Source organism: Lelliottia sp. RWM.1, from assembly GCF_016859735.1.
Taxonomy (GTDB): Bacteria; Pseudomonadota; Gammaproteobacteria; order Enterobacterales; family Enterobacteriaceae; genus Enterobacter.
In genome coordinates this window covers 1-25,859 of record NZ_WLVC01000013.1, presented here as the reverse complement: position 1 = coordinate 25,859, position 25,859 = coordinate 1, and the positions used below count along the sequence as shown (strand labels likewise).

Sequence of the window (25,859 nt, the reverse complement as noted above, 5' to 3'; positions counted from 1 at the left end):
CACTTTAGGTGTGATATATTCCCCAGAAAGCCAAAGCAAAGAGGCAATGGGACAGCGTTTTCCCCCTGATTTAGAGAGCCGAATTACACCACTGTGATACCGGATTACTGAGACCAGAGTATGTTGAGCCAGGCGAGACCTTCCCCTTCATTGATCAGCGCTAAAATAGCCATTACGACGATGATGGAGATAATAATCAGTAAGAGTGGATTCATGTGCATCGTTAACTCCCTGTCAGAAAATCCAGCTAAATTAAGATCTGTATCTTAAGTATCTCCTGATTCGTAATCATTATTGGTGACATTGCCTGTAAAATGTACAGACTCTTCCCGGTTATTTTTGTCATTGTGTTGACCACGGTTAGATCATTCTGGCAGATGTCATCATCAGGACCGTAAAGACCTCCTCCAATATTGCGTACGGAACACATCTGTCAGGCAATAACGGCTCACACCATGAAACGCACGATAAAGCATAAAAAAAGCTGGCCATGTAATGACCAGCTTTTTAGGCGTTTTGCTGATGCGTTTTAGAAACGATAACCCGCAGAGAACATAAACACCCATGGGTCCAGTCGTGTATGGATACTCTGCTGTTCCCCACCCGCTTTGAACCGCACGTCGGTATCAACATCCATGTACCAGACGGACATGTTAATCAGCCAGTCGCGGTTAATCAGATAATCCAGACCGGCTTGCCCCGCTACACCCCAGGAGTTTTTCAGGCTGAGGTCAGAAAGCCCGGCATCTTTGCCGGTATCGTTAAACTTCTCATTGAAGAACATGGTGTAGTTAACACCCGCGCCAATATATGGGCGCACTTTGCTGCTGGCATCACCGAAATACCATTGCGCCATTAAGGTTGGCGGCAAAAGGTTAACCGTCGCGATATTACCCGTCGGGCCGGTTCCTACATGGTTTCGGAAAGGTGTCGCCGCCAGCAGCTCAACACCGATGTTATCTGTTGCCATATAGGTAAACGTCATCCCCAACTGCGTGTTATTGCTGACGTTAAAGCCGCCGAGCCCCAATACGTTATCGGAACCTTCAGTTGGTCGCACCGTTGCCGAACCGGCACGAATAAAGAACTCACCTGCTTCATGCGCGTACGCACCGCCAGAGAGACTGCTTAAGACAAGGGCTGCCACCGCTAATTTTTTCATATCCGCTCCATCGTTGTGGTTTTCATAGCGGAGGTGAATATACTCACAAATGAGTAATAAGTGATCTAACACAGATCACATAAAAACCAGTAAGTTAACATTCATTGATCTGGATTAATTTTTTACAACTAATCAAAAAGCAGCAAGTTGAATTCAGGTCAATTTTTACAGATTTAACCATTCTTAAAGAAAGTCTCTTGTCTCCAGGCAAGGCGAACTGCAGGATGTTTTTTGGGAACCATTGATGTGACATGACGATGAGTGGGCAAACGATGCCTATAATCCTGCTCGGGAAAGCATCAGATTACCGTCGCTTTACAAAGATATGCTTTTCCATACAAGCCGTGATGCTGCCACCGCGGAGTTATCCGGTGTACAATCGCCTGCTAATTAACACCTGCAATACTCAAGGAGAGTGCATGTCTATCACGGCGAAGTCTGTCTACCGTGACACGGGAAATTTTTTCCGCAATCAGTTCATTACCTTTTTACTGATCGCATTGCTATGTGCGTTTATCACGGTGGTACTTGGCCATGCGTTTTCACCGAGTGAAGAACAAATTGCCAGCCTGAGCCAGGGTGATCATCTTGCAGGCAGTGTTGGGTTATTTGAACTGGTGCAAAACATGACGCCAGACCAGCAACAAATCTTGCTACGCGCGTCCGCAGCTTCGACTTTCTCGGGATTAATCGGTAATGCAATTCTCGCAGGTGGCGTACTGCTGATGATTCAGCTGGTTTCTGCTGGACACCGTGTCAGCGCTCTGCGCGCTATCGGTGCTAGCGCGCCGCTGCTTCCTAAGCTCTTTATCCTCATTTTCCTGACCACCATGCTGGTACAGATGGGGATTATGTTAATTGTTGTTCCTGGCGTACTACTGGCGGTGGTGCTCTCTTTCGCCCCGATTATGGTTGTGCAGGATAAAATGGGGATCTTTGCGGCAATGCGTAACAGCGCAAAGCTGGCATGGTCTAATATGCGTCTGGTTGCTCCTGCGGTTATCAGTTGGTTGCTTGCCAAAACGCTTTTGCTGCTGTTTGCGCCAAATTTTGCTGTCTTAACACCCAATGTAGGTGCAGTCGTGGCAAATACGCTGAGCAACTTGATTTCAGCAGTCCTGCTGGTCTACTTGTTCCGCCTGTATATGTTAATTCGTCAGTAGTGTCCTGAAGGTTGGGCGCGTCCTCGCGCCCGGCTCAACGCAGAAGATGGAATCGTAGAATGAAGCAGTTTCTTGATTTTTTACCCCTTGTTGTGTTTTTCGCATTTTATAAGTTGTACGACATTTATGCTGCGACCACTGCGCTGATCATCGCCACGGCAGTGGTATTGATTTACAGTTGGGTGCGCTATCGTAAAGTCGAAAAAATGGCGCTGATTACGTTTCTGCTGGTTGCCGTTTTTGGTGGACTGACCCTCTTCTTCCATAATGATGAGTTCATTAAATGGAAGGTGACCGTTATCTACACCCTTTTTGCCGGTGCACTGCTTATCAGTCAGTGGGTCATGAAAAAACCGCTGATCCAGCGCATGCTTGGGAAAGAACTCACTCTGCCTCAGGAAGTGTGGTCCCGCCTGAACGTCGCCTGGGCTGTGTTTTTCATACTCTGTGGCCTGGCAAATATCTATATTGCCTTCTGGTTACCACAAAATATTTGGGTCAACTTCAAAGTCTTCGGCCTGACGGCGTTGACGCTCATCTTCACGCTCCTGAGCGGCGTCTATATTTATCGCCATATGCCGCCTCAGGACGACAAGAACTGATCTTTATGGCCGGAACGCGCACTCTGCGGGCGTTCTGGCCTATTCTCACCAGACGAAAATCATAGTAGCATCCCGCCTGAAGTCTTCCGTTACGAGTTAAATCAATAATGACAACAAATGACGCCCCTCAGGGCGAACTGGTCTTACGCACACTGGCAATGCCTGCTGACACCAACGCCAATGGCGATATTTTTGGTGGATGGCTGATGGCACAAATGGATATGGGTGGTGCGATCCTCGCAAAAGAGATTGCGCACGGGCGTGTCGTAACCGTCAGAGTTGATGGTATGACCTTCCTTCGGCCGGTTGCGGTCGGTGATGTCGTCTGCTGCTATGCACGCTGTATGAAACGCGGCAACACCTCGATTTCCATCAATATTGAAGTCTGGGTAAAAAAAGTCGCCTCTGAACCTATTGGTCAGCGTTACAAAGCCACTGAAGCGCTGTTTATTTATGTCGCCGTCGATGGGCAAGGGAAACCGCGCCAACTTCCTCAGGCCTGATCCTTCAGGTAAAAAAAAGCCTCCTTGCGGAGGCTTTTTCCTTTATTCCATCTGTGCCCCGCCGTTAAGGCGGAAGACAATATTCACAATGAGCCCATTGCCAGGCTTACCGGACTCATAACGCCATTTGCGCATGGCAGTTTTAACTTCACGCTCAAACATGTTGGAAGGCTGCGCGGACAAGACTTCCACATTATCAACACGGCCATCCGCTGTGACGTCAAATTTCACACGAACACGGCCTTCAATACGCAACGCCTGGGCTCGCGCCGGGTACTGCGGTTGGTTACGGCTCAATGCACGCGGACCTGAAGGTGCGGTTACGGTTGGTTTTGCGGTTGTCGGTGAACTGTTCATCACCGGACGCGCCGGAGCCGTATTCTCAACAGCCTGAGTGGCACGAGGCTCTACAGGTCGCTCTTCTTTTGGACGCTCTTCAACCTTTTTCACCGGTTTTGGTTTCGGTTTTGGTTTGGGCTTTGGCTCAGGCTTGTGAATCACCACTGGCGCCTCTTTCGGCGGCTCCGGGATCGGTTCAGGCTCTGGTTCTGGCTCCACAACCGGCTGTGGCGGTGGCGGCGCGACTTGCGGTGGCTCAAGCTCCGCAGGCGTTACCATGGTCACAGAAATTGGCTGCGCGGGCGCTGGCATTTCAATAACCTGATGAACCGAGGTATAGAGCAGACCCGCCACGACAGCACCGTGAATGACAACGGAGAGCAATGTCGGCCAGGGAAAGCGGCGAGGTAAATCAAGGGTCATCGAAGTCATAATCATTAACGTTAAAAAACCGGATCCTGATTTTAAATGCAAATAGCAATCATATTCAATAAGACACTTTATCTTCACGCAATTTAAGCGCATAACCGGCCAAAAAAGGCGCGCCAGCACTAAGGTTTTAACATTCTCGTTATCTTTACATTGCAGTCAATTGTGCTTTCACATAACGTAAATGACACTTTTAAAGGTTAAGGAGCTACTCCGTGCTTTATGTCATTTACGCCGAAGATATCGCAAATTCCCTGGAAAAACGTCTTTCTGTACGCCCAGCCCACCTGGCTCGTTTACAGCTGTTACATGATGAAGGCCGTTTGTTAACCGCAGGCCCAATGCCAGCAGTAGACAGCAACGATCCAGGCGCGGCAGGTTTTGCAGGTTCAACAGTGATTGCTGAATTTGACTCCCTGGAAGCCGCGCAGGCCTGGGCTGAAGCGGATCCGTATGTCGCAGCAGGCGTTTACGCTAAAGTCACAGTACGACCGTTTAAGAAAGTATTCTGATGTGAAAAAGGCTCCCTCAGGAGCCTTTTACTCAGTGCAGCGACGCCAGGCGCGCGGCAAATCCTACAAACAGCAGTCCTATCAAGCCATTCCCCAGCTTCGCCAGTTTCTTTTTGGTTTTCAGATAACGGGTGACAAATGCACCGGAGAAAATCAGGAAGCTCATATACATAAAGCTAATCAGTTCAAGCGTGGTCGCAAGGATCAGGAACGATGCGCCCGTATTTTCCGCTCGTACATCAATGAACTGCACAAAAAACGAGACATAAAAGAGGATCGCTTTTGGGTTGGTCAGGCTTAATACCAGCGAGCGTTTCATGATCATGCTCGCTGGCTCAGTGCCGTTTTCATGTGCGTTATTCTGACGGGTAATAACCGACCACAACATTTTGCCACCCAGCCACAGCAAATAAAACGCACCGAGGTAGCGAACAATATTGAATAAGACCGGGGTGGTCTGAATCAGTGCGGCGACACCAGCCCAGGCCAAAAACATCAGCACCGCATCGCCAATAAAAACACCCGTGGCGGCCAGATACCCTTTTTTAACGCCATGCCCAATACCCGTTTTGAGAACAAACAAGGTATTCGGACCTGGCACTAAGACGATAAAAAATGCACCGACAACATATGTCCAAAAGTTAAGCACACCAAACTCCGTAAACACCTCTTCCTCCTTTTGCTAAATCAATACGTAAATACCGCTGCAATGGCAGTATCCACTCAATAATAACTTGTCATACGCCGTGATAACCCTCAATCGATATAGAGGATCTGTGCTGGAGGGATAGCGCGGTGTTTGATAATCAAGAGATAAACATCGGGCACCTTAACGGTGCCCACGGGGTTCTCAGAGATCCTGGACGGCAAACAGTAACGCGTTACGGTGTCTGCTCATTCCACATTTTCTGATGGCGTGAATACGCATATTGCGGCGGGATTGTGCTTCCAGCCAACGAGCCTTGCGACGACTCACCTGTCGCAACATGCGCCAGCGCCCTACTTCTGTTCTACTGCGCTTCATGTCTACAACTCTATCTCTAACAGAGCCGTCATTATAAACCCTGCGCGGCGGCAGACCAGCGCTTTTATCTACCGTTTTTATTTGCCAGATGAATCCTGATGCGTACACTCATAACAATACGCTTTCAAAAGGATTTTTTATTTATGACAACCTTCTACACCGTGGTGAGTTGGCTGGTCATTCTGGGATACTGGCTGCTCATTGCGGGCGTAACGTTACGCATCCTGATGAAGCGCAGAGCCGTACCCTCCGCCATGGCCTGGCTTCTGATCATCTACATTCTTCCACTGGTAGGGATTATTGCGTATCTCTCCTTTGGCGAACTGCATTTGGGAAAAAGGCGAGCTGAGCGCGCCCGCGCGATGTGGCCTTCAACCGCCAAATGGCTCAACGATCTTAAAGCCTGTAAACATATCTTTGCCGAAGAGAACAGCAGCGTTGCGGCTTCGTTGTTCAAATTGTGTGAACGTCGTCAGGGCATTGCCGGAGTAAAAGGCAATCAGCTCCAGCTACTGACGGACTCTGACGATGTCATGCAGGCGCTGATCCGCGATATTCAGCTGGCGCGACATAACATCGAGATGGTGTTCTATATCTGGCAGCCTGGCGGTATGGCCGATCAGGTGGCGGAATCGCTGATGGCCGCCGCGCGTCGGGGAATTCATTGTCGGCTGATGCTGGATTCCGCAGGCAGCGTCGCATTTTTCCGTAGCCCCTGGGCGGCAATGATGCGCAATGCGGGTATCGAAGTGGTCGAGGCGCTCAAGGTGAACCTTCTGCGTGTCTTCTTGCGCCGAATGGATCTGCGCCAGCACCGCAAAATGATCCTGATTGATAACTATATTGCCTACACCGGCAGTATGAATATGGTCGATCCCCGTTTCTTCAAACAGGATTCAGGCGTGGGGCAATGGATTGATCTCATGGCTCGCATGGAAGGCCCCGTTGCAACCTCCATGGGTATCGTCTACTCCTGCGACTGGGAAATCGAAACCGGCAAACGCATTCTGCCGCCACCGCCCGATGTCAACATCATGCCGTTTGAAGAGGCCAGCGGGCATACGATCCATACCATTGCCTCGGGTCCTGGCTTTCCGGAAGACCTTATTCATCAGGCCCTGCTGACCGCAGCCTATTCGGCGCGCGAATATTTGATCATGACCACGCCCTATTTTGTTCCGAGCGATGATCTTCTGCACGCCATCTGTACTACCGCACAGCGCGGTGTCGATGTCAGCATTATCATGCCGCGCAAGAACGACTCCGTTCTTGTCGGTTGGGCAAGCCGGGCCTTCTTTACCGAGCTGTTGGCGGCCGGGGTGAAGATTTATCAGTTCGAAGGCGGGCTTTTGCACACCAAAAGCGTGCTGGTTGATGGCGAACTCAGTCTGGTTGGGACGGTCAACCTGGATATGCGCAGTCTGTGGCTCAATTTTGAAATCACGCTGGTCATTGATGATGCCGGATTTGGCGGTGATCTGGCCGCGGTTCAGGACGATTATATTTCCCGTTCTCGCCTGCTGGATGCCCGGTTGTGGGTCAAACGACCAATGTGGCAGAGAATTGCCGAACGACTGTTTTACTTCTTTAGTCCGTTGCTGTAAAACGTGCCCAACGATGTTAAACAGGTAGTCATCATGGAAATGGATCTGAATAATCGCCTGACTGAAGACGAAACGCTTGAACAGGCTTACGATATTTTTCTCGAACTGGCGGTTGATAACCTCGATCCCGCAGACGTGATTCTCTTTAACCTGCAATTCGAAGAGCGCGGCGGCGCAGAATTGTTCGATCCATCAGAAGACTGGAACGAACATGTTGATTATGACCTGAACCCTGACTTCTTCGCTGAAGTGGTTATTGGTCTGGCAGATACCGACGGTGGTGAAATCAACGATATCTTTGCTCGCATCCTGTTGTGTCGCGAGAAAGATCACAAGCTGTGCCATATTCTCTGGCGCGAATAATAAAAAAGGCTGCGTATGCAGCCTTTTTTATTTAATCAGGGAGTTCGTTACCACACCTGCTGCAATAGCGCGCACTATGTTCGTGGCCTCTCTGCTGGCATTTTAAGCACTGGCGATCTAACTGCCGTTTCTGAAACGCCGAACTCATGTGCGTTGTAATCAATCCTGTCGGGATCGCAATGACCGAATAACCAATCAGGATCAACACTGACGCCACAATACGTCCAAGCGGTGTGTGCGGTGTAATATCACCATATCCCACCGTTGTTACCGTAACGATTGCCCAATAGACAGATGCATTCAGCGTTGTAAATCCGTACTTAGGCCCCTCAATCAAATACATCAGTGCGCCAAAAACAATCATCACGATGGCAATGAATGAGTAGAACAGAATCAGCTGGTGACGGGCACTTAATATTGCACTCCAGAAAACCCGTAATGACGGCATAAAACGCAACAGCTTCAGAATACGTAATACGCGAACAGCACGCATCGCTCGCCAGGCGAAAACATAATCCAGGCTGATTTCCGGCCAAAGCCACATAACATAAAGTGGCAAAATGGTGGCTAAATCAATAAAACCCCAAAAGCTAAAAACGTATTTCGCCGGATTAGGCCAGCAGAAAACACGGAGCAGATATTCAAGGGTAAAGACCAGCGTGACAATAAGTTCCAGCCAGACAAAAACATGCCATTCATCAAAGGTCAGGTGATACTGCAACCCAGCACCGGATTCGACAAAGATAATCGCAACGCTTAATAGTGCGAACAAACCGCATAAGGCTTCGAAGCGACGCCCGGATAACGTTTTCGGGTCAAATAACAACTGGTATAGCCGCCGACGGGCTGACGTGAATAAGTGCGACACATTAACCTCGCAAAAAATAAGGGCTGACATTATGTCAGCCTTTGCGATTATAACGGGTCTACCTTCAGGCAGGAAACCGCATGGCGGAAACTGCCTTCCAGAACCGGTCGCGTTTGCGCGCATTCCGGTCCCGCTAACGGACATCTCGTCCGGAAGACGCAGCCAGAAGGCGGGTTAATTGGCGATGGCAATTCACCTTCCAGAAGCTGGATCGTTTTATTTTTCTCCAGGTCTGGATCCGGAACCGGTACAGCCGACATCAGGGCTTTGGTATAAGGGTGCAGCGGATTATGGTACACCTCATCATACGTGCCCAGTTCGACGGCATGCCCCAGATACATCACCAACACACGGTCAGAAATGTGTTTTACCACGGCCAGGTCGTGCGCAATGAAGATCAGCGATAACCCCATTTCCCGCTGCAATTTCTGCAGCAGGTTAACCACCTGCGCCTGAATCGACACGTCGAGCGCGGAAACGGGCTCATCACAGATGATCAACTTCGGCTCCAGAATCAACGCACGCGCAATACCAATACGCTGACACTGACCACCTGAGAATTCATGTGGATAACGGTTGATGAGGTTTGGCAGCAGCCCTACTTTCATCATCATCGCTTTCACACGGTCACGCACTTCCTGACGCGGCATTTTCGGATGATAGGTGCGCAGTGGCTCGGCAATGATATCGCCGATGTTCATACGCGGGTTTAGGGATGCCAGCGGATCCTGGAAAATCATCTGAATGTCGCTTCGCACCTCACGCCATTCATCCGGTTTCATGCCAAGCAGGTCGTTACCCAGCCAGGCCACTTTACCGTCGGTGGCTTTTACCAGGCCAATGATGGCGCGGGCAAAGGTCGACTTACCACAGCCAGACTCTCCCACTACGCCCAAGGTTTCCCCTTCGTACAGACGCAGAGTAACGCCATCGACCGCTTTCAGTGTCTTTGGCGGCTGCCAGAACCACTGTTTGCCATCTTTAATGTCGAAGTGCACCTTAAGATCGGAAATCTCGAGCAGGACGTTACGTTTTTCGTCTAATGCGTTCATACCAGTTCCTCCTGCGGCTTAAAGCAGGCGCGCAGACGGCCTGGTGCAAACTCCTGTAACGGTGGCGCACTGTTACAGATTTCCATCGCATGCGGACAACGAGGCTGGAACGGACACCCTTTCGGCAGACGCAGCAGGTTTGGTGGGTTTCCAGGGATGGTCAACAGGGATTCACCTTCCGCATCCAGACGCGGGACGGCATTGAGCAGACCGATAGAATATGGATGCGCAGGATGATAGAAGACATCTCGCGCTTTGCCATACTCCATGGTACGACCCGCATACATCACCAGTACTTTGTCACAGATCCCCGCCACTACACCCAGGTCATGGGTGATCATGATGATGGCCGTGTTGAATTCGCGCTTAAGCTCGTTCAGCAAGGTCATGATTTGCGCCTGAACGGTAACGTCCAGCGCCGTGGTCGGTTCGTCAGCAATCAGCAGTTTTGGCCGACACAGCAAAGCCATCGCGATCATGACGCGCTGGCGCATCCCACCGGAAAACTCATGCGGGAACATGCGCATACGCTTACGCGCTTCTGGCATTTTCACCGCATCCAGCATTTTAACGGACTCTTCAAACGCTTCAGCTTTTCCCATGCCTTTATGCAGCATCAGTACTTCCATCAGCTGCTCGCCAACACGCATGTACGGGTTCAGCGAGGTCATCGGATCCTGGAAAATCATTGAAATCTGCTCGGCACGAAGCTTGTTCAGCTCCTGCTCCGGCAGATTAAGGATCTCTTTACCGTTGAAGGTCGCAGACCCACCTATGCGTCCGTTTTGCGCCAGCAGTCCCATCAGCGCAAATGCGGTCTGGGATTTACCGGAACCCGACTCACCCACGATCCCCAATGTCTCACCGGCACGCAGGTTAAAGTTCAGGTCGTTTACCGCAGTAACATCGCCATCTGGCGTTTTAAAGGTGACACGGAGGTCCTTAACGTCCAGCAAAACCTTGCCCTGCTGTTGCGCCTGAGGCGCAGATGCCGTTTCAATAATCGTCATAACGGCGCTCCTTAACGGTCTTTCGGGTCGAGGGCATCACGCAGGCCATCGCCGATAAAGTTGAAACAAAACAGGGTAACAACCAGGAAACCCGCCGGGTAAAGCAGCAGCCATGGAGACACTTCCATTGAGTTCGCTCCATCGCTAAGAAGCGCTCCCCAACTGCTCAGCGGCTCTTGTGTACCCAGACCCAGGAAGCTCAGGAAAGATTCGAACAGGATCATGCTCGGAACCAGCAGTGAGGCATACACCACCACCACACCCAGTACGTTAGGGACAATGTGGCGCACCACGATATTCGCGGTAGAAACACCACCAACCTGCGCCGCTTCAATGAACTCTTTACGTTTAAGGCTCAGGGTTTGACCACGAACGATACGTGCCATATCCAGCCAGGAAACCATCCCAATGGCAACGAAGATCAGCAAGATGTTCTGACCAAAGAAGGTGACCAGCAGGATAACGAAGAACATGAACGGGAAGGAGTTTAAGATCTCCAACAAACGCATCATGACGGAGTCGACTTTACCGCCAAGATAGCCGGACAGTGAACCATAAAGCGTTCCGACAATCACCGCCACCAGCGCGGCGGCGATACCCACCATTAATGAAATACGTCCACCGATTGCCACACGCACCAACAGATCACGTCCAGAAGAGTCCGTGCCAAAGTAGTGTCCGGATGCCATATCCGGCGCACTGGACATCATCCCCCAGTCGGTATCGAAATAGGTGAACTGCGATAACACGGGAGCCAGGGCGACAAACAGGGCGATCACAACCAGCACAATGAGACTGGCTACGGCCGCCCGGTTATGCATGAAACGACGACGCGCATCCTGCCAGAGGCTACGGCCTTCAACTTCGAGTTTTTCACTGAAGTTTTCCAGCGCCTCGCTGTTTTTCTTACTCAACATCATGGCGTGCTCCAGTTAGTAACGAATTTTCGGGTCGATAACGGCATAGAGCACATCGACAATCGCGTTAAAGAGAATGGTCAGCGCACCCACAAGAATGGTAAGGCTCAGCACCAGCGAATAATCGCGGTTGAGCGCGCCGTTGACAAACAGTTGACCAATTCCTGGCAAACCATAGATTGTTTCGATAACCATAGAGCCTGTAATGATACCGACGAAAGCCGGTCCCATATAGGACAGTACAGGTAACAGTGCTGGCTTGAGAGCATGACGGAAAATAATCCGGCGCATCGGCAGCCCTTTCGCGCGAGCAGTACGGATGAAGTTGGAGTGCAGTACTTCAATCATCGAACCGCGCGTGATACGCGCAATACTGGCGATATACGCCAGCGATAATGCCACCATGGGCAAAATCATGAACTTCAATGCCCCGCCGTTCCAGCCGCCTCCCGGCAGCCATTTCAGCGTGATGGCAAATATCATCACCAGCAATGGCGCGACAACGAAACTGGGTATAACCACCCCGGTCATTGCGACCCCCATCACGGCATAATCCCATTTGGTATTTTGTTTAAGCGCAGCGATAACGCCCGCAGCGACACCGAGAACGACAGCCAGGAAGAATGCCGCAGCACCTAATTTAGCGGATACCGGGAAGCTTGATGCCACCAGGTCGTTAACGGAATAGTCTTTATATTTGAATGACGGTCCAAAATCGCCATGCGCAAGTTGCTTCAGATAATTGAAGTACTGCGTAGAGATTGGATCGTTTAAGTGATATTTCGCTTCGATGTTGGCCATAACTTCTGGCGGCAACGTACGCTCACTGGTAAATGGACTACCTGGCGCAAGACGCATCATGAAGAACGAAATGGTAATAAGAATAAAGAGCGTCGGAATCGCTTCAAGACAGCGACGTAGGATAAATTTCAACATTGCCCGTACCTTCTGGCGTGTGCCTTTTACACATTCTTATTCAGGCGAACCAGAAAAATAATGTGTATATAGTGCGATGAATTAAGACACAGTGGGGCAAATGACTTTGCCCCACGGATTGCCATTAATGCTTAATGATGTACAGATCTTTAGTATAGATGTTGTCCATCGGATCTTTACCGGTATAACCGCCAACCCATGGTTTCACCAGGCGGGCGTTAACATAGTAATAGACCGGTACAATTGCAGAATCTTTGCCTAACTGTTGTTCTGCTTTGTCATACAGTGCGGAGCGTTGTGCTTCATCAGTGGCTTTCAGCGACTCTTTCATGATCGCATCGAACGCCTGGCTCTTATAATGCGCAGTGTTCATTGAGCTGTCTGACAGCATGGTATTCAGGAAGGAGGTTGGTTCGTTGTAGTCAGCACACCAGCCGGCACGCGCCACGTCATAAGTTCCCTGATGACGAGTATCCAGGAAGGTTTTCCACTCCTGGTTCACCAGTTTCACGTCCACACCCAGATTTTTCTTCCAGATAGAAGCGGCAGCGATAGCCAGTTTTTTGTGCAGGTCAGAAGTGTTGTAAAGCAGGTTGAAGGTCAGTGGTTTATCCGCTGTGTAGCCTGCTTCAGCCAGCAGTTTTTTCGCTTCTTCGTTACGTTTTTCCTGAGTCCAGGTGAACCACTCTGGTTTGGTCAGTTTCGCACCATCTGCATATGGCGGGGTGTAGCCGAATGCTGGCAGGTCGCCTTGCGCTTTCACTTTGTTTACGATGATATCGCGATCCAGACCCAGTTTCAGCGCAGTACGAACGCGTGCATCGGTGAATGGTGCTTTCTGGTTGTTGATTTCATAGTAATAAGTACACAGATACGGGTCGACGTGCACTTCGGTTGGGATCTCTTTCTTCAGTTTCTGGAAGAGTTCGATCGGCAGGTTGTTATAGGTCATGTCGATCTCACCGCTGCGGTAGCGGTTTACATCTGTCACTTCAGAGGAGATCGGCAGATAAGTAATCTGGTCTACGACAGTTTTCGCGTTATCCCAGTAATTGGTGTTACGCGCCATTATGATACGTTCGTTAACAACCCAGTCAGTCAGCTTATATGCACCGTTAGTCACGATATTCGCTGGCTGAGTCCACTTCTCACCGAATTTTTCGATGGCGGTTTTGTTAACCGGAGACATTGCCGGGTTAACCAGCAATTTGTAGAAATACGGAACAGGCTCGCTCAGCGTGACTTCCAGAGTGTGGTCATCAATTGCTTTGACGCCAAGTTCTGATGGCGCTTTTTTACCGTCGATAATTTCATCAACGTTCAGAATATGACCGTACTGCGGATAGCTGGCGTAAGGCGAAGCCGTTTTTGGGTCAACCAGACGTTGCCAGCTATAAACGAAATCTTGTGCGGTAACAGGTTCACCGTTGGACCATTTTGCGTCTTTACGCAGGTGGAATGTCCATACTTTGAAGTCTTTGTTATCCCAGCTTTCAGCAACACCTGGAATCGGGTGACCATCTTTGGTAGAGGTAATCAGCAGGCCTTCGAACAGGTCACGGCTGATGTTTGCTTCAGGAACACCTTCAATTTTGTTTGGATCCAGCGACTGCGGTTCAGCGCCATTGTTACGAATCATGGTTTGCTTTTCTGCCAGCGTAACGCCAGCAGGAACATCGGCTGCCATTGCCATATTACCCGCGATTAGCGCAGTAAAAATTCCCGCGGCAATCAGACTTTTTTTTGTGATGATGGACATTGTGTTGATACTCCACTCATTATAATTACTGGCGTTTGCCAGCTGTGTAATCCCCTGTTGGGGCCTGTACAGCGCAGGAGTTTTTTTTGCTGCTGTCAGGTTCTTTTTTTACTTCTTGCTATCACCGACTTCATTATTACTGACCGCTCGTATGGCCGTCTTGCGTCGATTCTTGACACGCCTCCCCTGTTTGAGACGTGTGCTGGATATTCGGGACAAGTTCTATATGAAAATAATTCTCATCTACTTGTTTAATGCCGCAAAATATAAGGCCGGAAAGTATCAAATGGCGTAATCTCGCGCCAATACATTTTGCAAATTTGTTAAGCAATTCTCTTTTACGACGATCGTCGTTTCTATGGGGGCAGCCTTGCCGCACATCTGATACCAATTGAAACCTATGGTATTCAATGTGATAGAGACAAAAATCCCTATAAGCGCGTCGCTGCGCTATCATTGACTGGTTTTGTACGAAAATTTAACAACTGGTTATTATTTAGCACATTCTTCTAACGGAACGTTGAAATTACTAATATCATTTCGGTTATCGCTCAGCAAGCCCCAGAGTATCATGTGAGTAAAATAACAGACCGTTTGCATGGTTTCTGTGCAGGTCAACGACACCCAAAATATTAACTCATTGAAATTTAAGTAAAGGATATTATTAGTAGAATTTATTATGGCTTGTGTGCATTTCAACTTTATTTATATGATTTGCTGATAATCACGTAAAAAAACGGAGCCACAGGCTCCGTTCTTTCGAATGAAATGTTCAGTGTAATAACCCGGGGAAAATGCTTTTAATGCCGGTGACGATGAATTCGATCCCCAGAGCCATCAATAACAGCCCCATGATACGTGTTATCACGTTAATACCTGTTTGCCCAAGCAAACGAACAAGCCAGGGAGCAATGCGGAAAACGCCCCAACAGCACAATGCAAAAAGCGCAATCGCTACGGAGAACCCAATAAGATGCATCAAATTGTGGTATCGCGTGCCCCATACAATGGTAGAACTGATCGCCCCTGGACCGGCCATCAGTGGCAGCGCTAAAGGGACCACCCCGATACTTTCGCGAATCGCAGTCTCTGACTTCTCTTGCTTGTTTTGCTTATCCTCACCCAACTTACCGCTGATCATTGACATCGCAATGGTGACGACAAGGATCCCACCAGCAATGCGAAACGAATCAATTGAAATCCCGAAAATCTGTAAAATCGCATCGCCAAGATAAAGAGAGGTCAACAAAATGATGCCCACAGACAGATTTGCCGTCAGGTTGGTTTTATTCCTGGCAGCGGCTGTCTGGTAACTGGTCATACTAATGAAGACTGGAATGATGCCTACTGGGTTAACCAGTGCAAACAGACCAATAAAGAACTTAAAATATGTAGGGAAATCAAAGAGCGTTTGAATCACGTTAAGCTCCGCCTATGCACATGGCCAGGGACATAAATTGTGTCATGATAAAACCGCGCTGAAGATACGCTTTTTATCAGCACACTTCACCAGAAATCTATGTCAAAACGCTATCATTTCACTATGTTAAGTTTTTGTGGTATCTATGATAGCGCCACTTCCAATACTTACTTAATTATTTAACACTGGAAAAATCTCAAAGAAATAACGCTGCTGAATGGTATCAGCTTGGGGAGAAATTGACGCAGATCATGATTTTCGTACTCAGAAGTGAGTAATCTTGATTACGCCGCCAGGGAGATCACCATCAAAAAGGTATGATGCTAAGGTCAGGCTCTTTTAGTAAATTAGTGTACAAGCACGAAAAGTAACCCGTTGTTTTAATGTGTGTTACGCAAGGGTAATCGACTCTGACTATACTGTTGTCGTTATTGAGCGCTGGTTTACTAAAAGAGTTTAACATTATCAGGAGAGCATTATGGCTGTTACCAACATCGCTGAACTGAACGCACTCGTCGAGCGCGTCAAAAAAGCCCAGCGTGAATATGCCAATTTCACCCAAGAACAGGTTGATAAAATCTTCCGCGCGGCCGCTCTGGCTGCTGCAGATGCTCGAATCCCTCTCGCTAAAATGGCCGTTGCCGAATCCGGCATGGGTATCGTTGAAGATAAAGTGATCAAAAACCACTTTGCTTCTGAGTATATCTACAACGCCTATAAAGATGAGAAAACCTGTGGCGTTCTGTCTGAAGACGACACCTTCGGGACAATCACCATTGCAGAACCTATCGGCATTATCTGCGGTATCGTTCCGACCACCAACCCAACCTCTACCGCTATCTTCAAATCGCTGATCAGCCTTAAAACCCGTAACGCAATCATCTTCTCCCCGCACCCACGTGCTAAAGATGCAACCAACAAAGCAGCAGATATCGTTCTGCAGGCTGCTATCGCAGCTGGTGCACCAAAAGATCTGATTGGCTGGATTGATCAACCTTCTGTTGAATTGTCCAACGCACTGATGCATCACCCTGACATTAACCTGATCCTGGCGACCGGTGGTCCTGGCATGGTTAAAGCAGCATACAGCTCCGGCAAACCAGCCATCGGCGTAGGCGCAGGTAATACCCCAGTTGTTATTGATGAAACCGCTGATATCAAACGCGCTGTTGCTTCTGTTCTGATGTCTAAAACCTTCGATAACGGCGTTATCTGTGCTTCTGAGCAGTCAGTGGTTGTTGTTGATTCCGTATATGATGCAGTACGTGAGCGCTTTGCAAGCCACGGCGGTTACATGCTGCAGGGCAAAGAGCTGAAAGCCGTTCAGGACATCATCCTGAAAAATGGCGCATTGAACGCCGCTATCGTTGGTCAGCCTGCGTATAAAATCGCTGAGCTCGCCGGCTTTACCGTTCCTGCTACAACTAAAATCCTGATCGGTGAAGTGAAAGTTGTGGATGAGAGCGAACCATTCGCTCACGAAAAACTGTCCCCTACTCTCGCAATGTACCGTGCAAAAGATTTCGAAGATGCAGTGGTAAAAGCAGAAAAATTGGTTGCGATGGGCGGTATCGGTCACACCTCTTGCCTGTACACTGACCAGGACAACCAGCCAGAACGCGTTGCTCATTTCGGTCAGATGATGAAAACCGCACGTATTCTGATTAACACCCCAGCGTCTCAGGGTGGTATCGGTGACCTGTACAACTTTAAACTCGCACCTTCCCTGACTCTGGGTTGTGGTTCATGGGGTGGTAACTCCATCTCTGAAAACGTTGGTCCTAAACACCTGATCAACAAGAAAACCGTTGCTAAGCGAGCTGAAAACATGTTGTGGCACAAACTTCCGAAATCTATCTACTTCCGCCGTGGCTCACTGCCAATCGCGCTGGATGAAGTGATTACTGATGGCCACAAACGTGCGCTCATCGTGACTGACCGCTTCCTGTTCAACAACGGCTACGCAGACCAGATCACCTCAGTTCTGAAAGCTGCTGGTGTGGAAACCGAAGTATTCTTCGAAGTTGAAGCTGACCCAACGCTGACGGTTGTACGTAAAGGTGCTGAACTGGCGAACTCCTTCAAACCGGATGTGATCATCGCACTGGGTGGCGGTTCCCCAATGGATGCAGCCAAAATCATGTGGGTCATGTACGAACACCCAGAAACCCACTTCGAAGAACTGGCACTGCGCTTTATGGACATCCGTAAACGTATCTACAAGTTCCCGAAAATGGGTGTAAAAGCGAAAATGATCGCAGTGACCACCACTTCCGGTACAGGTTCAGAAGTTACACCGTTTGCGGTTGTAACTGACGATGCAACAGGTCAGAAATACCCACTGGCTGACTATGCGCTGACTCCAGATATGGCAATCGTTGATGCCAACCTGGTGATGGATATGCCGAAATCGCTGTGTGCGTTCGGTGGTCTGGATGCTGTAACTCATGCTCTTGAAGCGTATGTTTCCGTCCTGGCTTCTGAATTCTCTGATGGTCAGGCTCTGCAGGCACTGAAACTGCTGAAAGAAAACCTGCCAGCGTCTTATAACGAAGGGGCTAAAAACCCGGTAGCGCGTGAGCGTGTACACAGTGCTGCAACTATCGCAGGTATCGCGTTTGCTAACGCATTCCTGGGTGTTTGCCACTCTATGGCACACAAACTGGGTTCACAGTTCCACATTCCTCACGGTCTGGCGAACGCCCTGTTGATCAGCAACGTTATCCGTTATAACGCCAACGACAACCCAACTAAGCAGACTGCATTCAGCCAGTATGACCGCCCTCAGGCACGTCGTCGTTATGCTGAAATCGCAGACCATCTGGGTCTGAGCGCTGCGGGCGACCGTACTGCTGCTAAAATCGAGAAATTGCTGGCATGGCTGGACAGCATCAAAGCTGAACTGGGTATTCCTAAATCTATCCGCGAAGCAGGCGTTCAGGAAGCAGACTTCCTTGCTCACGTAGATAAGCTGTCTGAAGATGCCTTCGATGATCAGTGTACTGGTGCTAACCCGCGCTACCCACTGATCTCCGAGCTGAAACAGATTCTGCTGGATACCTACTACGGTCGTGAGTTTAAAGAAAACGACGTTGTAGCTGCTAAAGTTGAAGCACCTGCAGCAAAAACTGACAAAAAAGCGAAGAAAAGCGCTTAATTGACAGCCTAATAAAAACCCGCCAAATGGCGGGTTTTTTTATATCTGCGTTCAGAATTCAATTAAATATCAGTATCGAATTAACAGCGATTATGGTCCTGAATTGCCGTCAACGACCCCACAGCTAACGCTTCTTTGTAGTGCTTACGACATACAGAAACATACCGCTCATTTCCGCCTATAACGACTTGTTCACCATCCGCATACGGCTTACCTGATTGATCGAGACGAAGCACCATGCTGGCTTTACGGCCGCAGTAACAAATCGTTTTTAGTTCGACGAGTTTATCCGACCACGCAAGCAAATACTGACTCCCGGCAAATAATTCGCCACGAAAATCCGTGCGTAATCCGTAACACAATACAGGAATGTCGAGATCATCGACGACGTCAGAAAGTGCACGGACCTGTTGGCGCGTCAGGAACTGGCTTTCATCCACCAGAACGCAGTGTACAGGCCGGGAAGCATGCTCTGCACGTATATCCTCGAACAGGTCGGTTTGCGGGTTATACAGCTTTGCAGGCGATGACAGACCTATTCGCGAACTCACTTTACCTGCGCCAAAGCGGTCATCAATCTCAGCAGTGTATACGACACTACGCATGCCCCTTTCCTGATAATTGTAAGAGGACTGCAGTAACGCCGTAGATTTCCCTGCATTCATTGCCGAATAGTAGAAATAAAGTTGCCATTGGCCGTAAAACCCTAATCAATGTGTAATATTCCCAATGATTCATTGTACCATATTTTGTCTCGCTATCCGCGACAGACAGCACATACTCTGCGACATATGGTTATCCTGGGTTCAATCCACATCAGAAAATAATGCGTTAAAACATGCAGTAAACTCGTTTGATGCCCCAAAAAGGGAAAGTCCATAGCCAAACATAACACTCCTTTTTATACTGGATTTCAGGGCTATTAAAATTCACTATTTATTAACTATTTCTGACTTTCATCCCCTCCAACAAGGTAATACAAAAGGCTGATATTTATCCTACGCAACTATAATTCGTGAGGGAGTTGTCACAAAAACATACTGCCAACAGGTTTATACCGCCTGGCGTGATAACGTGCAGACCAGACAGCCATCGAAATTTAAGTTAGCGTAATTAATAATAGCGCCCAATATTCAGTATTTTTTGAATTCCTTACATTCTCACCTATTGCACAACTCAATTTATCGCTCTATTATTACTTCAACAAACCACCCCCCATTATAAGTTTGAGATTACTACAATGAGCGAAGCACTTAAAATTCTGAACAACATCCGTACTCTTCGTGCGCAGGCGAGAGAATGTACCCTTGAAACGCTTGAAGAAATGCTGGAAAAATTAGAAGTTGTAGTTAATGAACGTCGTGAAGAAGAAAGCGCTGCTGCAGCTGAAATCGAAGAACGCACTCGTAAACTGCAGCAATATCGCGAAATGCTGATTGCTGATGGTATCGATCCAAACGAATTGCTGAACAGCATGGCTGCAGCTAAAACCGGCACTAAAGCAAAACGTGCAGCTCGTCCGGCTAAATATAGCTACGTTGACGAGAACGGCGAAACTAAAACCTGGACTGGCCAGGGACGTACTCCTGCTGTTATCAAGAAAGCCATGGATGAGCAAGGTAAACAGCTGGATGATTTCCTGATCAAGGATTAATCATTATAGATTCTAAAAAATCCCGCTAAATGCGGGATTTTTTGTGTCTGCAATTTATACTGAACATCCTCTTACACTCAGCCATATTGCGACAAACAGCTATTTACCGGAACTGACAAAACCATTCTGGCTTATCATAATGTGTCGTTGTGGGCATAAAAAAACCGGTGGGCAATGCCACACCGGTCATGTCAGTTTGAACAACAGATTATTTTGTAATACCCATCGTTTCTTTCAACCAGGCTTTAAATTCTTCACCCAGGGTATTGTGGCGAATGCCGTATTCAACAAATGCCTGCATATAACCAAGCTTATTGCCGCAATCGTGACTCTTACCTTTCATATGATAGGCTTCGACGGTTTCTTTCTCGATCAGCATATCAATTGCATCGGTCAATTGGATTTCATCACCTGCTCCTGGAGGCGTTTTCGCCAGCAGAGGCCAAATCTCAGCACTCAGAACATAACGCCCCACAACAGCCAGATTTGAAGGCGCTACGTCGGCTTTCGGTTTTTCAACAACCCCAACCATTGGGACGCTCTCGCCAGCACTCAGGCTAACGCCCTTGCAGTCGACAACACCGTAAGCCGTCACATCTTCAACAGGCTCAACCATGATCTGGCTGCTGCCGGTTTCATCAAAGCGTCTAATCATATCAGCCAGGTTGTCCTGGGACAGATCCGACTCAAACTCATCCAGGATAACATCAGGCAGAATAACCGCGACAGGCTCATCACCCACAACCGGGTGCGCGCACAATACCGCGTGGCCAAGACCTTTAGCCAGCCCCTGACGTACCTGCATAATGGTAACGTGCGGAGGACAAATAGACTGAACTTCGGCTAACAGTTGGCGCTTAACACGTTTTTCCAGCATCGCTTCAAGTTCAAAACTGGTATCGAAATGGTTTTCGATAGAATTTTTGGATGAATGTGTCACCAGCACAATTTCGGTAATGCCTGCGGCGATACATTCATTGACGACATACTGGATTAATGGCTTATCAACCAAAGGCAGCATCTCTTTAGGGATTGCCTTTGTTGCCGGCAGCATCCTGGTTCCCAATCCCGCGACCGGGATAACGGCCTTTCTGACTTTCGAATTTAGGGCAGCCATTGAAATTCTCCTGAGCTGTTCAAGTTTTGAACTTTTATGCAATAAATAACGCGTTGAGTATATCAGCCTCATCATACAGTCAGGGTCTGAAAAGGACGCGTTGCCGATCAATTAGGATAAATACGTATGAAACTGGCAGTGATAGTAGCACTGCCTGTAAAACACAGGAAAAGCAATCTGAAGAATAAATCTCAACTGCTTATTCCGTGGACAACATTAAGCGTAACCGCCCTCCCGCCCCCCAAATTTGGCACTGCCAGGAGGCACAACGATGGCTTATTTGATTAAGATATGCCGTACCCATTGTCCCTAACGGCACTCCATTACTCACCTGTATATGGTGTTCCCCTGTATTCAGTGAAGCATTTAAACCAGCAGACACGAGGATGAGGTTTTTTAAACCGCTGTGATAATAACCAACCAGCAGCGGAAATTGCCCCGGCAGATTTGCCTGGCGAAAAAGCTGATTAACCTGTTTAAGTAAACTCCCCAACTCAGGAAGTCGTTGACCCTGGTGCGATAGCTGTTCCTGCAATAGTCCATTAAAAAGCGCCCGGAGTAATAACGCCGCTAATACACCGTTATCACCCGCACGCGTCACATCCAGACAATAAAATGCAAGATCGGTATCAGATAAAGGCGCAATATCCAGCACCAGTCCAGATTGATCCGCAGCGACCAGTTGCCGGTAATTTATTCGGCAATGCGAAATCTGTTGTTGCACTGGTGGCTGAAGCTCTTGTAACAATTTTGCGGCAGCCGCCGGATTACTGACTAACGCATCCCAGTCCTGAAAAAGACGCTCTTCTTCCTCGACACGAGAATTAAACATATTGGGGTACAGGCACGCCAACACGGTTTCCCGCAATCGGCTCAGATCTTTAACGGGTTTAAGCAAAATATCCTGCACCCCCAGACGCAAGGCTTTGGCGATGTCCGCCATATTCTCGGTCGCAGAGATCACCAGAATGGGAGTTTGATCGCCTTCATTGCGCAGATGTTCAACCAGTTTTAGGCCATTCATCCTCGGCATCGCAATATCACAAATCATCAGATCGGGTATGAAGTTTGTCATTTTTTCCAGCGCGTCGACACCATCCTCGGCCAGAGAGGTAACCGCGCCCAGCGAGGATAACCACGAGTCCAGCAGCGAGCGGAAAACGGGCTCGTCTTCCACTATCAATATCTGTTTTCCGGCCAATGGTTGCGTCATGGTTCCTCCCCTGGCTGACAATAACTACATAGTGGCATGCGATCGGCACTATCGCCTGTCAGACTTTGCTGAAGTAATCAAAAAGGATGTTTAATCTGCTATTCGCACAAACGGTAACAGTTCATCCATTTTCTTTTCGACAGCTAACACCCCTGCCGTAATTGCTGCTTCCGCACGATGAAAATCGAGCGTTGCGATTTGCGGACAGTACGGTTGGATCAGAATGTCTGGCGGGTCTCCCGCCATACGGTTTCGTTTCAGGCGATTTTCAAGCACCTGTATAGAGGTCGTCATAATTTCCATCGCGGTCGGCGCGGTCACGCTACGGCGCGTGGTTATACGCCCAATTCGTCCACGTAAGCGCTCATGCCAGGCCAGTTTCTCACTCTCAGCCTCATCACTTTGCAGATTAACGGGCATCAGATCTTGTTGCATCAGGTGAGCATCGTGCTGGAGATCCACAGCGATGACAATATCCGCCCCCATGGCACGTGTCAGAGAAATAGGAATTGGGTTGACCACCCCACCATCGACTAACCAGTAGCCATTGTGAGGGACCGGAGCCATTAAACCCGGCATACTGCAGGAAGCACGCACAGCGAGGTGAATATCCCCTTCGGTAAACCACAACTCTCTGCCCGTACTGAGGTTTGTCGCCACCGCGCCGAAAGGCATTTGGCAATGGCTGAAGTCATCAAGCGGCATAATCTGACGGAATTGATTAAATACGCGTTCACCGCGTAACAGGCCACCGCGCTGCCAGGAGAGATCCATCAGCCGAAGCACATCCCAGTAACTAAAGGAACGTACCCATGTTTCAAGCTCCGGTAGTTTTCCGCAGGCATATGCGGCCCCTACCAGCGAACCAATAGAACACCCTGCAACGATATCAACGTCGATACCTAACTTTTTTAAGGCATTGATAACGCCAATATGCGACCATCCCCGGGCTGCACCTGAGCCCAGCGCCAGACCAACTTTAACCTTTCTCATTAGACCTGTTTTACTTCCCCTGGATTCCCAACATAGCGTCAACGCTAATGCTCAGTTAACATGGTGCTACCCAGGCGCTTAAACGCCATTATTTTTGTTCCAGGAAGAGTAATTGTGTCTCAACTCTGCCCTTGTGGTAGCGCTCTGGAGTATAGCCTATGTTGCCAGCGATATCTTTCTGGCGAGCAGGTAGCTCCAGACCCATCACACCTTATGCGTTCACGTTATACTGCTTTTGTGATCAAAGACGCAGACTACCTGATCAGGAGCTGGCATCCATCTTGCCATGCTGCGGATTTTCGCCAGGAGATTGAGGCCGGTTTTGCCAACACGCAATGGCTAGGTCTTACCCTCTTTGAATCAGCGGAAGGCCGTCATGATGCCGAAGGTTATGTCAGTTTTGTCGCGCGTTTTACTGAACAGAACAAACCGGGAGTCATCATCGAGCGCTCCCGGTTCTTAAAGGAAAGCGGGCAGTGGTATTATATTGACGGAACGCGTCCGCAATTTGGTCGTAATGACCCCTGCCCGTGTGGTTCAGGTAAAAAATTTAAAAAGTGTTGCGGGCAGTAACGTCCGACAACATAGACTTCGCAAATACTCAAACAGGATTTCCCGGCGATGCAATCACTACAACGTAAAGTTCTGCGCACAATCTGCCCTGACCAGAAAGGGCTTATCGCACGAATTACCAATATTTGTTACAAGCATGAACTGAATATCGTGCAGAACAATGAGTTCGTTGACCACCGTACTGGCCGTTTTTTCATGCGTACGGAGCTTGAAGGTATTTTCAACGACAATACTCTGCTTGCCGATCTCGATAGTGCGCTGCCCGAGGGATCTGTTCGCGAACTGACTCCTGCAGGCCGCCGCCGCGTGGTTATTCTGGTCACCAAAGAGGCCCACTGCCTGGGCGATCTTTTGATGAAAGCTAATTACGGTGGTCTGGATGTTGAAATTGCCGCCGTTATCGGTAATCACGATACGTTGCGCACGCTGGTTGAACGCTTTGATATCCCGTTTGAACTGGTCAGCCATGAAGGTCATACCCGTGAAGAGCATGATGATCTGATGGCACAAGCGATTGAAGCGCATAATCCGGACTATGTTGTACTGGCAAAATATATGCGTGTCCTGACGCCATCCTTTGTGTCCCGTTTCCCAAATAAAATCATCAATATTCACCATTCGTTCCTGCCAGCCTTTATTGGTGCACGGCCTTATCACCAGGCCTACGAACGTGGCGTGAAGATCATCGGCGCAACGGCGCACTATGTTAATGACAATCTTGATGAAGGCCCAATCATCATGCAGGACGTTATTCATGTCGATCACACTTATACCGCCGAAGATATGATGCGTGCCGGACGTGATGTTGAGAAAAACGTATTGAGCCGCGCGCTGTATCAGGTGCTGGCACAGCGCGTCTTCGTCTACGGCAACAGAACGATCATTCTTTAATCGACTGAGAAATGAATTGGTTAGCTTTGCGCCTTTGCGTGTAAAAATCAGGCAACCAGTTTATTTTTATCATGGTAACGCTTTACAGGGGCGTGTCATTTGATATGATGCGCCCCGCTTCCAGCAGGAAGCAGGCCAGTTAAAAAGCATTACCCCGTGGTGGGGTTCCCGAGCGGCCAAAGGGAGCAGACTGTAAATCTGCCGTCATCGACTTCGAAGGTTCGAATCCTTCCCCCACCACCATCTCTAAGCATCATCTGAAAATCTGAATTACCCCTGGTGGGGTTCCCGAGCGGCCAAAGGGAGCAGACTGTAAATCTGCCGTCATCGACTTCGAAGGTTCGAATCCTTCCCCCACCACCATCACTTCTAAATCGCTCTATATCAATTCATTGCACTGTGTCCCATGTTTCCCCAATGCAGGGAAGGATGAGAAGCTTCGACTAAGGTTCGATTCGAGCGCAGCGAGAAAGCGTTGCCGCAGGCAACGACCCGAAGGGCGAAGCGCAACGCGCTGAGTCATCCTTCCCCCACCACCATCACTTCTAAATCGCTCTATATCAATTCATTGCACTGTGTCCCATGTTTCCCCAATGCA

24 protein-coding genes, 2 tRNA genes, 1 other RNA gene and 2 pseudogenes are annotated in these 25,859 nt (G+C 48.9%); 14 read left to right on the top strand and 15 right to left on the bottom strand.

Annotation, left to right across the window (positions count from 1 at the left end; translation table 11 throughout):
- Nucleotides 1-529 precede the first annotated feature (529 nt).
- The gene (gene ompW / locus GF617_RS11900) at nucleotides 530-1,162 is read right to left on the bottom strand and encodes an outer membrane protein OmpW (protein ID WP_181619669.1); all 633 of its coding nucleotides are present in this window, start codon (nucleotides 1,160-1,162) and stop codon (nucleotides 530-532) included.
- Nucleotides 1,163-1,430: 268 nt separating this feature from the next.
- Here ompW and GF617_RS27110 point away from each other — a divergent pair.
- The 4 genes and pseudogenes from GF617_RS27110 to yciA all read left to right on the top strand — a co-directional run.
- Nucleotides 1,431-1,556: pseudogene (locus GF617_RS27110) on the top strand (YkgJ family cysteine cluster protein); the annotation flags it as partial.
- Between the two features lie 25 nt (nucleotides 1,557-1,581).
- Entirely contained in the window at nucleotides 1,582-2,325 is a 744-nt protein-coding gene (locus GF617_RS11895; protein ID WP_181619670.1) for a YciC family protein, read from the top strand.
- 59 nt (nucleotides 2,326-2,384) lie between these two features.
- Nucleotides 2,385-2,927: a septation protein A gene (locus GF617_RS11890; RefSeq protein ID WP_203451728.1), complete on the top strand. Its 543-nt coding sequence runs from the start codon at nucleotides 2,385-2,387 to the stop codon at nucleotides 2,925-2,927.
- Nucleotides 2,928-3,034: 107 nt separating this feature from the next.
- Nucleotides 3,035-3,430 (top strand): acyl-CoA thioester hydrolase YciA, encoded by a 396-nt coding sequence (yciA, locus tag GF617_RS11885; RefSeq protein WP_181619672.1) that lies wholly within the window; start codon nucleotides 3,035-3,037, stop codon nucleotides 3,428-3,430.
- Between the two features lie 42 nt (nucleotides 3,431-3,472).
- On the opposite strand, the gene tonB is transcribed toward yciA, so the two are convergent.
- The gene (tonB, locus tag GF617_RS11880) at nucleotides 3,473-4,192 is read right to left on the bottom strand and encodes a TonB system transport protein TonB (protein ID WP_203451758.1); all 720 of its coding nucleotides are present in this window, start codon (nucleotides 4,190-4,192) and stop codon (nucleotides 3,473-3,475) included.
- Nucleotides 4,193-4,413: 221 nt separating this feature from the next.
- Between tonB and GF617_RS11875 the strand changes: the two genes are divergently transcribed.
- A complete protein-coding gene (locus GF617_RS11875) occupies nucleotides 4,414-4,710 on the top strand; it encodes a YciI family protein (protein ID WP_181619673.1) in 297 nt (98 codons plus the stop codon).
- A gap of 31 nt (nucleotides 4,711-4,741) precedes the next feature.
- Here GF617_RS11875 and leuE read toward each other — a convergent pair whose 3' ends face one another.
- Nucleotides 4,742-5,377 (bottom strand): leucine efflux protein LeuE, encoded by a 636-nt coding sequence (leuE, locus tag GF617_RS11870; RefSeq protein WP_181619674.1) that lies wholly within the window; start codon nucleotides 5,375-5,377, stop codon nucleotides 4,742-4,744.
- Between the two features lie 183 nt (nucleotides 5,378-5,560).
- Nucleotides 5,561-5,734, bottom strand: a complete 174-nt coding sequence (locus tag GF617_RS11865) for a YciY family protein (protein ID WP_181619675.1) — start codon at nucleotides 5,732-5,734, stop codon at nucleotides 5,561-5,563.
- Between the two features lie 143 nt (nucleotides 5,735-5,877).
- On the opposite strand from GF617_RS11865, the gene cls reads away from it, so the two are divergent.
- Together cls and GF617_RS11855 are read left to right on the top strand one after the other, a co-directional pair.
- Complete coding sequence (gene cls, locus GF617_RS11860; RefSeq protein ID WP_203451727.1) at nucleotides 5,878-7,338, top strand: cardiolipin synthase; 1,461 nt, start codon at nucleotides 5,878-5,880, stop codon at nucleotides 7,336-7,338.
- Between the two features lie 33 nt (nucleotides 7,339-7,371).
- Complete coding sequence (locus tag GF617_RS11855) at nucleotides 7,372-7,701, top strand: HI1450 family dsDNA-mimic protein (RefSeq protein WP_181619677.1); 330 nt, start codon at nucleotides 7,372-7,374, stop codon at nucleotides 7,699-7,701.
- 31 nt (nucleotides 7,702-7,732) lie between these two features.
- On the opposite strand, the gene GF617_RS11850 is transcribed toward GF617_RS11855, so the two are convergent.
- From GF617_RS11850 to GF617_RS11820, 7 genes are all read right to left on the bottom strand, one after another.
- Complete coding sequence (locus tag GF617_RS11850) at nucleotides 7,733-8,599, bottom strand: ion transporter (protein ID WP_181619678.1); 867 nt, start codon at nucleotides 8,597-8,599, stop codon at nucleotides 7,733-7,735.
- Between the two features lie 17 nt (nucleotides 8,600-8,616).
- Nucleotides 8,617-9,621 (bottom strand): murein tripeptide/oligopeptide ABC transporter ATP binding protein OppF, encoded by a 1,005-nt coding sequence (gene oppF / locus GF617_RS11845; protein ID WP_181619679.1) that lies wholly within the window; start codon nucleotides 9,619-9,621, stop codon nucleotides 8,617-8,619.
- Complete coding sequence (locus tag GF617_RS11840; RefSeq protein ID WP_181619680.1) at nucleotides 9,618-10,631, bottom strand: ABC transporter ATP-binding protein; 1,014 nt, start codon at nucleotides 10,629-10,631, stop codon at nucleotides 9,618-9,620. Before GF617_RS11840 ends, oppF begins: the two co-directional genes overlap by 4 nt.
- Before the next feature lie 11 nt (nucleotides 10,632-10,642).
- On the bottom strand, nucleotides 10,643-11,551 hold the full coding sequence (gene oppC, locus GF617_RS11835) for an oligopeptide ABC transporter permease OppC (RefSeq protein ID WP_181619681.1): 909 nt from the start codon (nucleotides 11,549-11,551) through the stop codon (nucleotides 10,643-10,645).
- A gap of 12 nt (nucleotides 11,552-11,563) precedes the next feature.
- Nucleotides 11,564-12,484, bottom strand: a complete 921-nt coding sequence (gene oppB / locus GF617_RS11830) for an oligopeptide ABC transporter permease OppB (RefSeq protein ID WP_181619682.1) — start codon at nucleotides 12,482-12,484, stop codon at nucleotides 11,564-11,566.
- Nucleotides 12,485-12,608: 124 nt separating this feature from the next.
- Nucleotides 12,609-14,243 carry an oligopeptide ABC transporter substrate-binding protein OppA gene (oppA, locus tag GF617_RS11825; protein ID WP_203451726.1) on the bottom strand — a complete coding sequence of 545 codons (1,635 nt, stop codon included), beginning with the start codon at nucleotides 14,241-14,243 and terminating at the stop codon, nucleotides 12,609-12,611.
- Between the two features lie 772 nt (nucleotides 14,244-15,015).
- Nucleotides 15,016-15,663 carry a YchE family NAAT transporter gene (locus GF617_RS11820; RefSeq protein WP_181619684.1) on the bottom strand — a complete coding sequence of 216 codons (648 nt, stop codon included), beginning with the start codon at nucleotides 15,661-15,663 and terminating at the stop codon, nucleotides 15,016-15,018.
- A 478-nt stretch (nucleotides 15,664-16,141) separates the two neighbouring features.
- Here GF617_RS11820 and adhE point away from each other — a divergent pair, with 478 nt between their 5' ends.
- Nucleotides 16,142-18,820, top strand: a complete 2,679-nt coding sequence (gene adhE / locus GF617_RS11815) for a bifunctional acetaldehyde-CoA/alcohol dehydrogenase (RefSeq protein ID WP_181619685.1) — start codon at nucleotides 16,142-16,144, stop codon at nucleotides 18,818-18,820.
- Between the two features lie 80 nt (nucleotides 18,821-18,900).
- Here the strand turns inward: adhE and tdk are convergent.
- A pseudogene (tdk, locus tag GF617_RS11810) lies at nucleotides 18,901-19,509 on the bottom strand (thymidine kinase); the annotation flags it as partial.
- Between the two features lie 551 nt (nucleotides 19,510-20,060).
- On the opposite strand from tdk, the gene hns reads away from it, so the two are divergent.
- Nucleotides 20,061-20,474, top strand: a complete 414-nt coding sequence (gene hns, locus GF617_RS11805; RefSeq protein WP_008502781.1) for a histone-like nucleoid-structuring protein H-NS — start codon at nucleotides 20,061-20,063, stop codon at nucleotides 20,472-20,474.
- A gap of 208 nt (nucleotides 20,475-20,682) precedes the next feature.
- Here hns and galU read toward each other — a convergent pair whose 3' ends face one another.
- From galU to rssA, 3 genes are all read right to left on the bottom strand, one after another.
- Entirely contained in the window at nucleotides 20,683-21,591 is a 909-nt protein-coding gene (gene galU, locus GF617_RS11800; RefSeq protein WP_181619687.1) for a UTP--glucose-1-phosphate uridylyltransferase GalU, read from the bottom strand.
- 199 nt (nucleotides 21,592-21,790) lie between these two features.
- Nucleotides 21,791-22,804 carry a two-component system response regulator RssB gene (gene rssB, locus GF617_RS11795; RefSeq protein WP_181619688.1) on the bottom strand — a complete coding sequence of 338 codons (1,014 nt, stop codon included), beginning with the start codon at nucleotides 22,802-22,804 and terminating at the stop codon, nucleotides 21,791-21,793.
- Nucleotides 22,805-22,894: 90 nt separating this feature from the next.
- Nucleotides 22,895-23,797: a patatin-like phospholipase RssA gene (rssA, locus tag GF617_RS11790; RefSeq protein ID WP_181619689.1), complete on the bottom strand. Its 903-nt coding sequence runs from the start codon at nucleotides 23,795-23,797 to the stop codon at nucleotides 22,895-22,897.
- A 114-nt stretch (nucleotides 23,798-23,911) separates the two neighbouring features.
- Here rssA and GF617_RS11785 point away from each other — a divergent pair, with 114 nt between their 5' ends.
- The 5 genes from GF617_RS11785 to GF617_RS11765 all read left to right on the top strand — a co-directional run bounded on the left by GF617_RS11785 (nucleotide 23,912) and on the right by GF617_RS11765 (nucleotide 25,800).
- A complete protein-coding gene (locus GF617_RS11785) occupies nucleotides 23,912-24,370 on the top strand; it encodes a YchJ family protein (RefSeq protein WP_181619690.1) in 459 nt (152 codons plus the stop codon).
- Nucleotides 24,371-24,418: 48 nt separating this feature from the next.
- A complete protein-coding gene (gene purU / locus GF617_RS11780; protein WP_181619691.1) occupies nucleotides 24,419-25,261 on the top strand; it encodes a formyltetrahydrofolate deformylase in 843 nt (280 codons plus the stop codon).
- Between the two features lie 158 nt (nucleotides 25,262-25,419).
- Nucleotides 25,420-25,504 (top strand) — tRNA-Tyr (locus GF617_RS11775).
- A gap of 35 nt (nucleotides 25,505-25,539) precedes the next feature.
- A tRNA-Tyr gene (locus GF617_RS11770) sits at nucleotides 25,540-25,624 on the top strand.
- 45 nt (nucleotides 25,625-25,669) lie between these two features.
- A non-coding RNA gene (locus GF617_RS11765) (RtT sRNA) lies at nucleotides 25,670-25,800 on the top strand.
- Nucleotides 25,801-25,859: the final 59 nt, after the last annotated feature.

Bases quoted from the DNA above. Each gene is read 5' to 3' on its own strand.
- ompW (WP_181619669.1), bottom strand. From the start codon at position 1,162: ATGAAAAAATTAGCGGTGGCAGCCCTTGTCTTAAGCAGTCTCTCTGGC.
- GF617_RS11895 (WP_181619670.1), top strand. From the start codon at position 1,582: ATGTCTATCACGGCGAAGTCTGTCTACCGTGACACGGGAAATTTTTTC.
- GF617_RS11890 (WP_203451728.1), top strand. From the start codon at position 2,385: ATGAAGCAGTTTCTTGATTTTTTACCCCTTGTTGTGTTTTTCGCATTT.
- yciA (WP_181619672.1), top strand. From the start codon at position 3,035: ATGACAACAAATGACGCCCCTCAGGGCGAACTGGTCTTACGCACACTG.
- tonB (WP_203451758.1), bottom strand. From the start codon at position 4,192: ATGACCCTTGATTTACCTCGCCGCTTTCCCTGGCCGACATTGCTCTCC.
- GF617_RS11865 (WP_181619675.1), bottom strand. From the start codon at position 5,734: ATGAAGCGCAGTAGAACAGAAGTAGGGCGCTGGCGCATGTTGCGACAG.
- cls (WP_203451727.1), top strand. From the start codon at position 5,878: ATGACAACCTTCTACACCGTGGTGAGTTGGCTGGTCATTCTGGGATAC.
- GF617_RS11855 (WP_181619677.1), top strand. From the start codon at position 7,372: ATGGAAATGGATCTGAATAATCGCCTGACTGAAGACGAAACGCTTGAA.
- GF617_RS11850 (WP_181619678.1), bottom strand. From the start codon at position 8,599: ATGTCAGCCCTTATTTTTTGCGAGGTTAATGTGTCGCACTTATTCACG.
- oppF (WP_181619679.1), bottom strand. From the start codon at position 9,621: ATGAACGCATTAGACGAAAAACGTAACGTCCTGCTCGAGATTTCCGAT.
- GF617_RS11840 (WP_181619680.1), bottom strand. From the start codon at position 10,631: ATGACGATTATTGAAACGGCATCTGCGCCTCAGGCGCAACAGCAGGGC.
- oppC (WP_181619681.1), bottom strand. From the start codon at position 11,551: ATGATGTTGAGTAAGAAAAACAGCGAGGCGCTGGAAAACTTCAGTGAA.
- oppB (WP_181619682.1), bottom strand. From the start codon at position 12,484: ATGTTGAAATTTATCCTACGTCGCTGTCTTGAAGCGATTCCGACGCTC.
- oppA (WP_203451726.1), bottom strand. From the start codon at position 14,243: ATGTCCATCATCACAAAAAAAAGTCTGATTGCCGCGGGAATTTTTACT.
- adhE (WP_181619685.1), top strand. From the start codon at position 16,142: ATGGCTGTTACCAACATCGCTGAACTGAACGCACTCGTCGAGCGCGTC.
- hns (WP_008502781.1), top strand. From the start codon at position 20,061: ATGAGCGAAGCACTTAAAATTCTGAACAACATCCGTACTCTTCGTGCG.
- galU (WP_181619687.1), bottom strand. From the start codon at position 21,591: ATGGCTGCCCTAAATTCGAAAGTCAGAAAGGCCGTTATCCCGGTCGCG.
- rssB (WP_181619688.1), bottom strand. From the start codon at position 22,804: ATGACGCAACCATTGGCCGGAAAACAGATATTGATAGTGGAAGACGAG.
- rssA (WP_181619689.1), bottom strand. From the start codon at position 23,797: ATGAGAAAGGTTAAAGTTGGTCTGGCGCTGGGCTCAGGTGCAGCCCGG.
- purU (WP_181619691.1), top strand. From the start codon at position 24,419: ATGCAATCACTACAACGTAAAGTTCTGCGCACAATCTGCCCTGACCAG.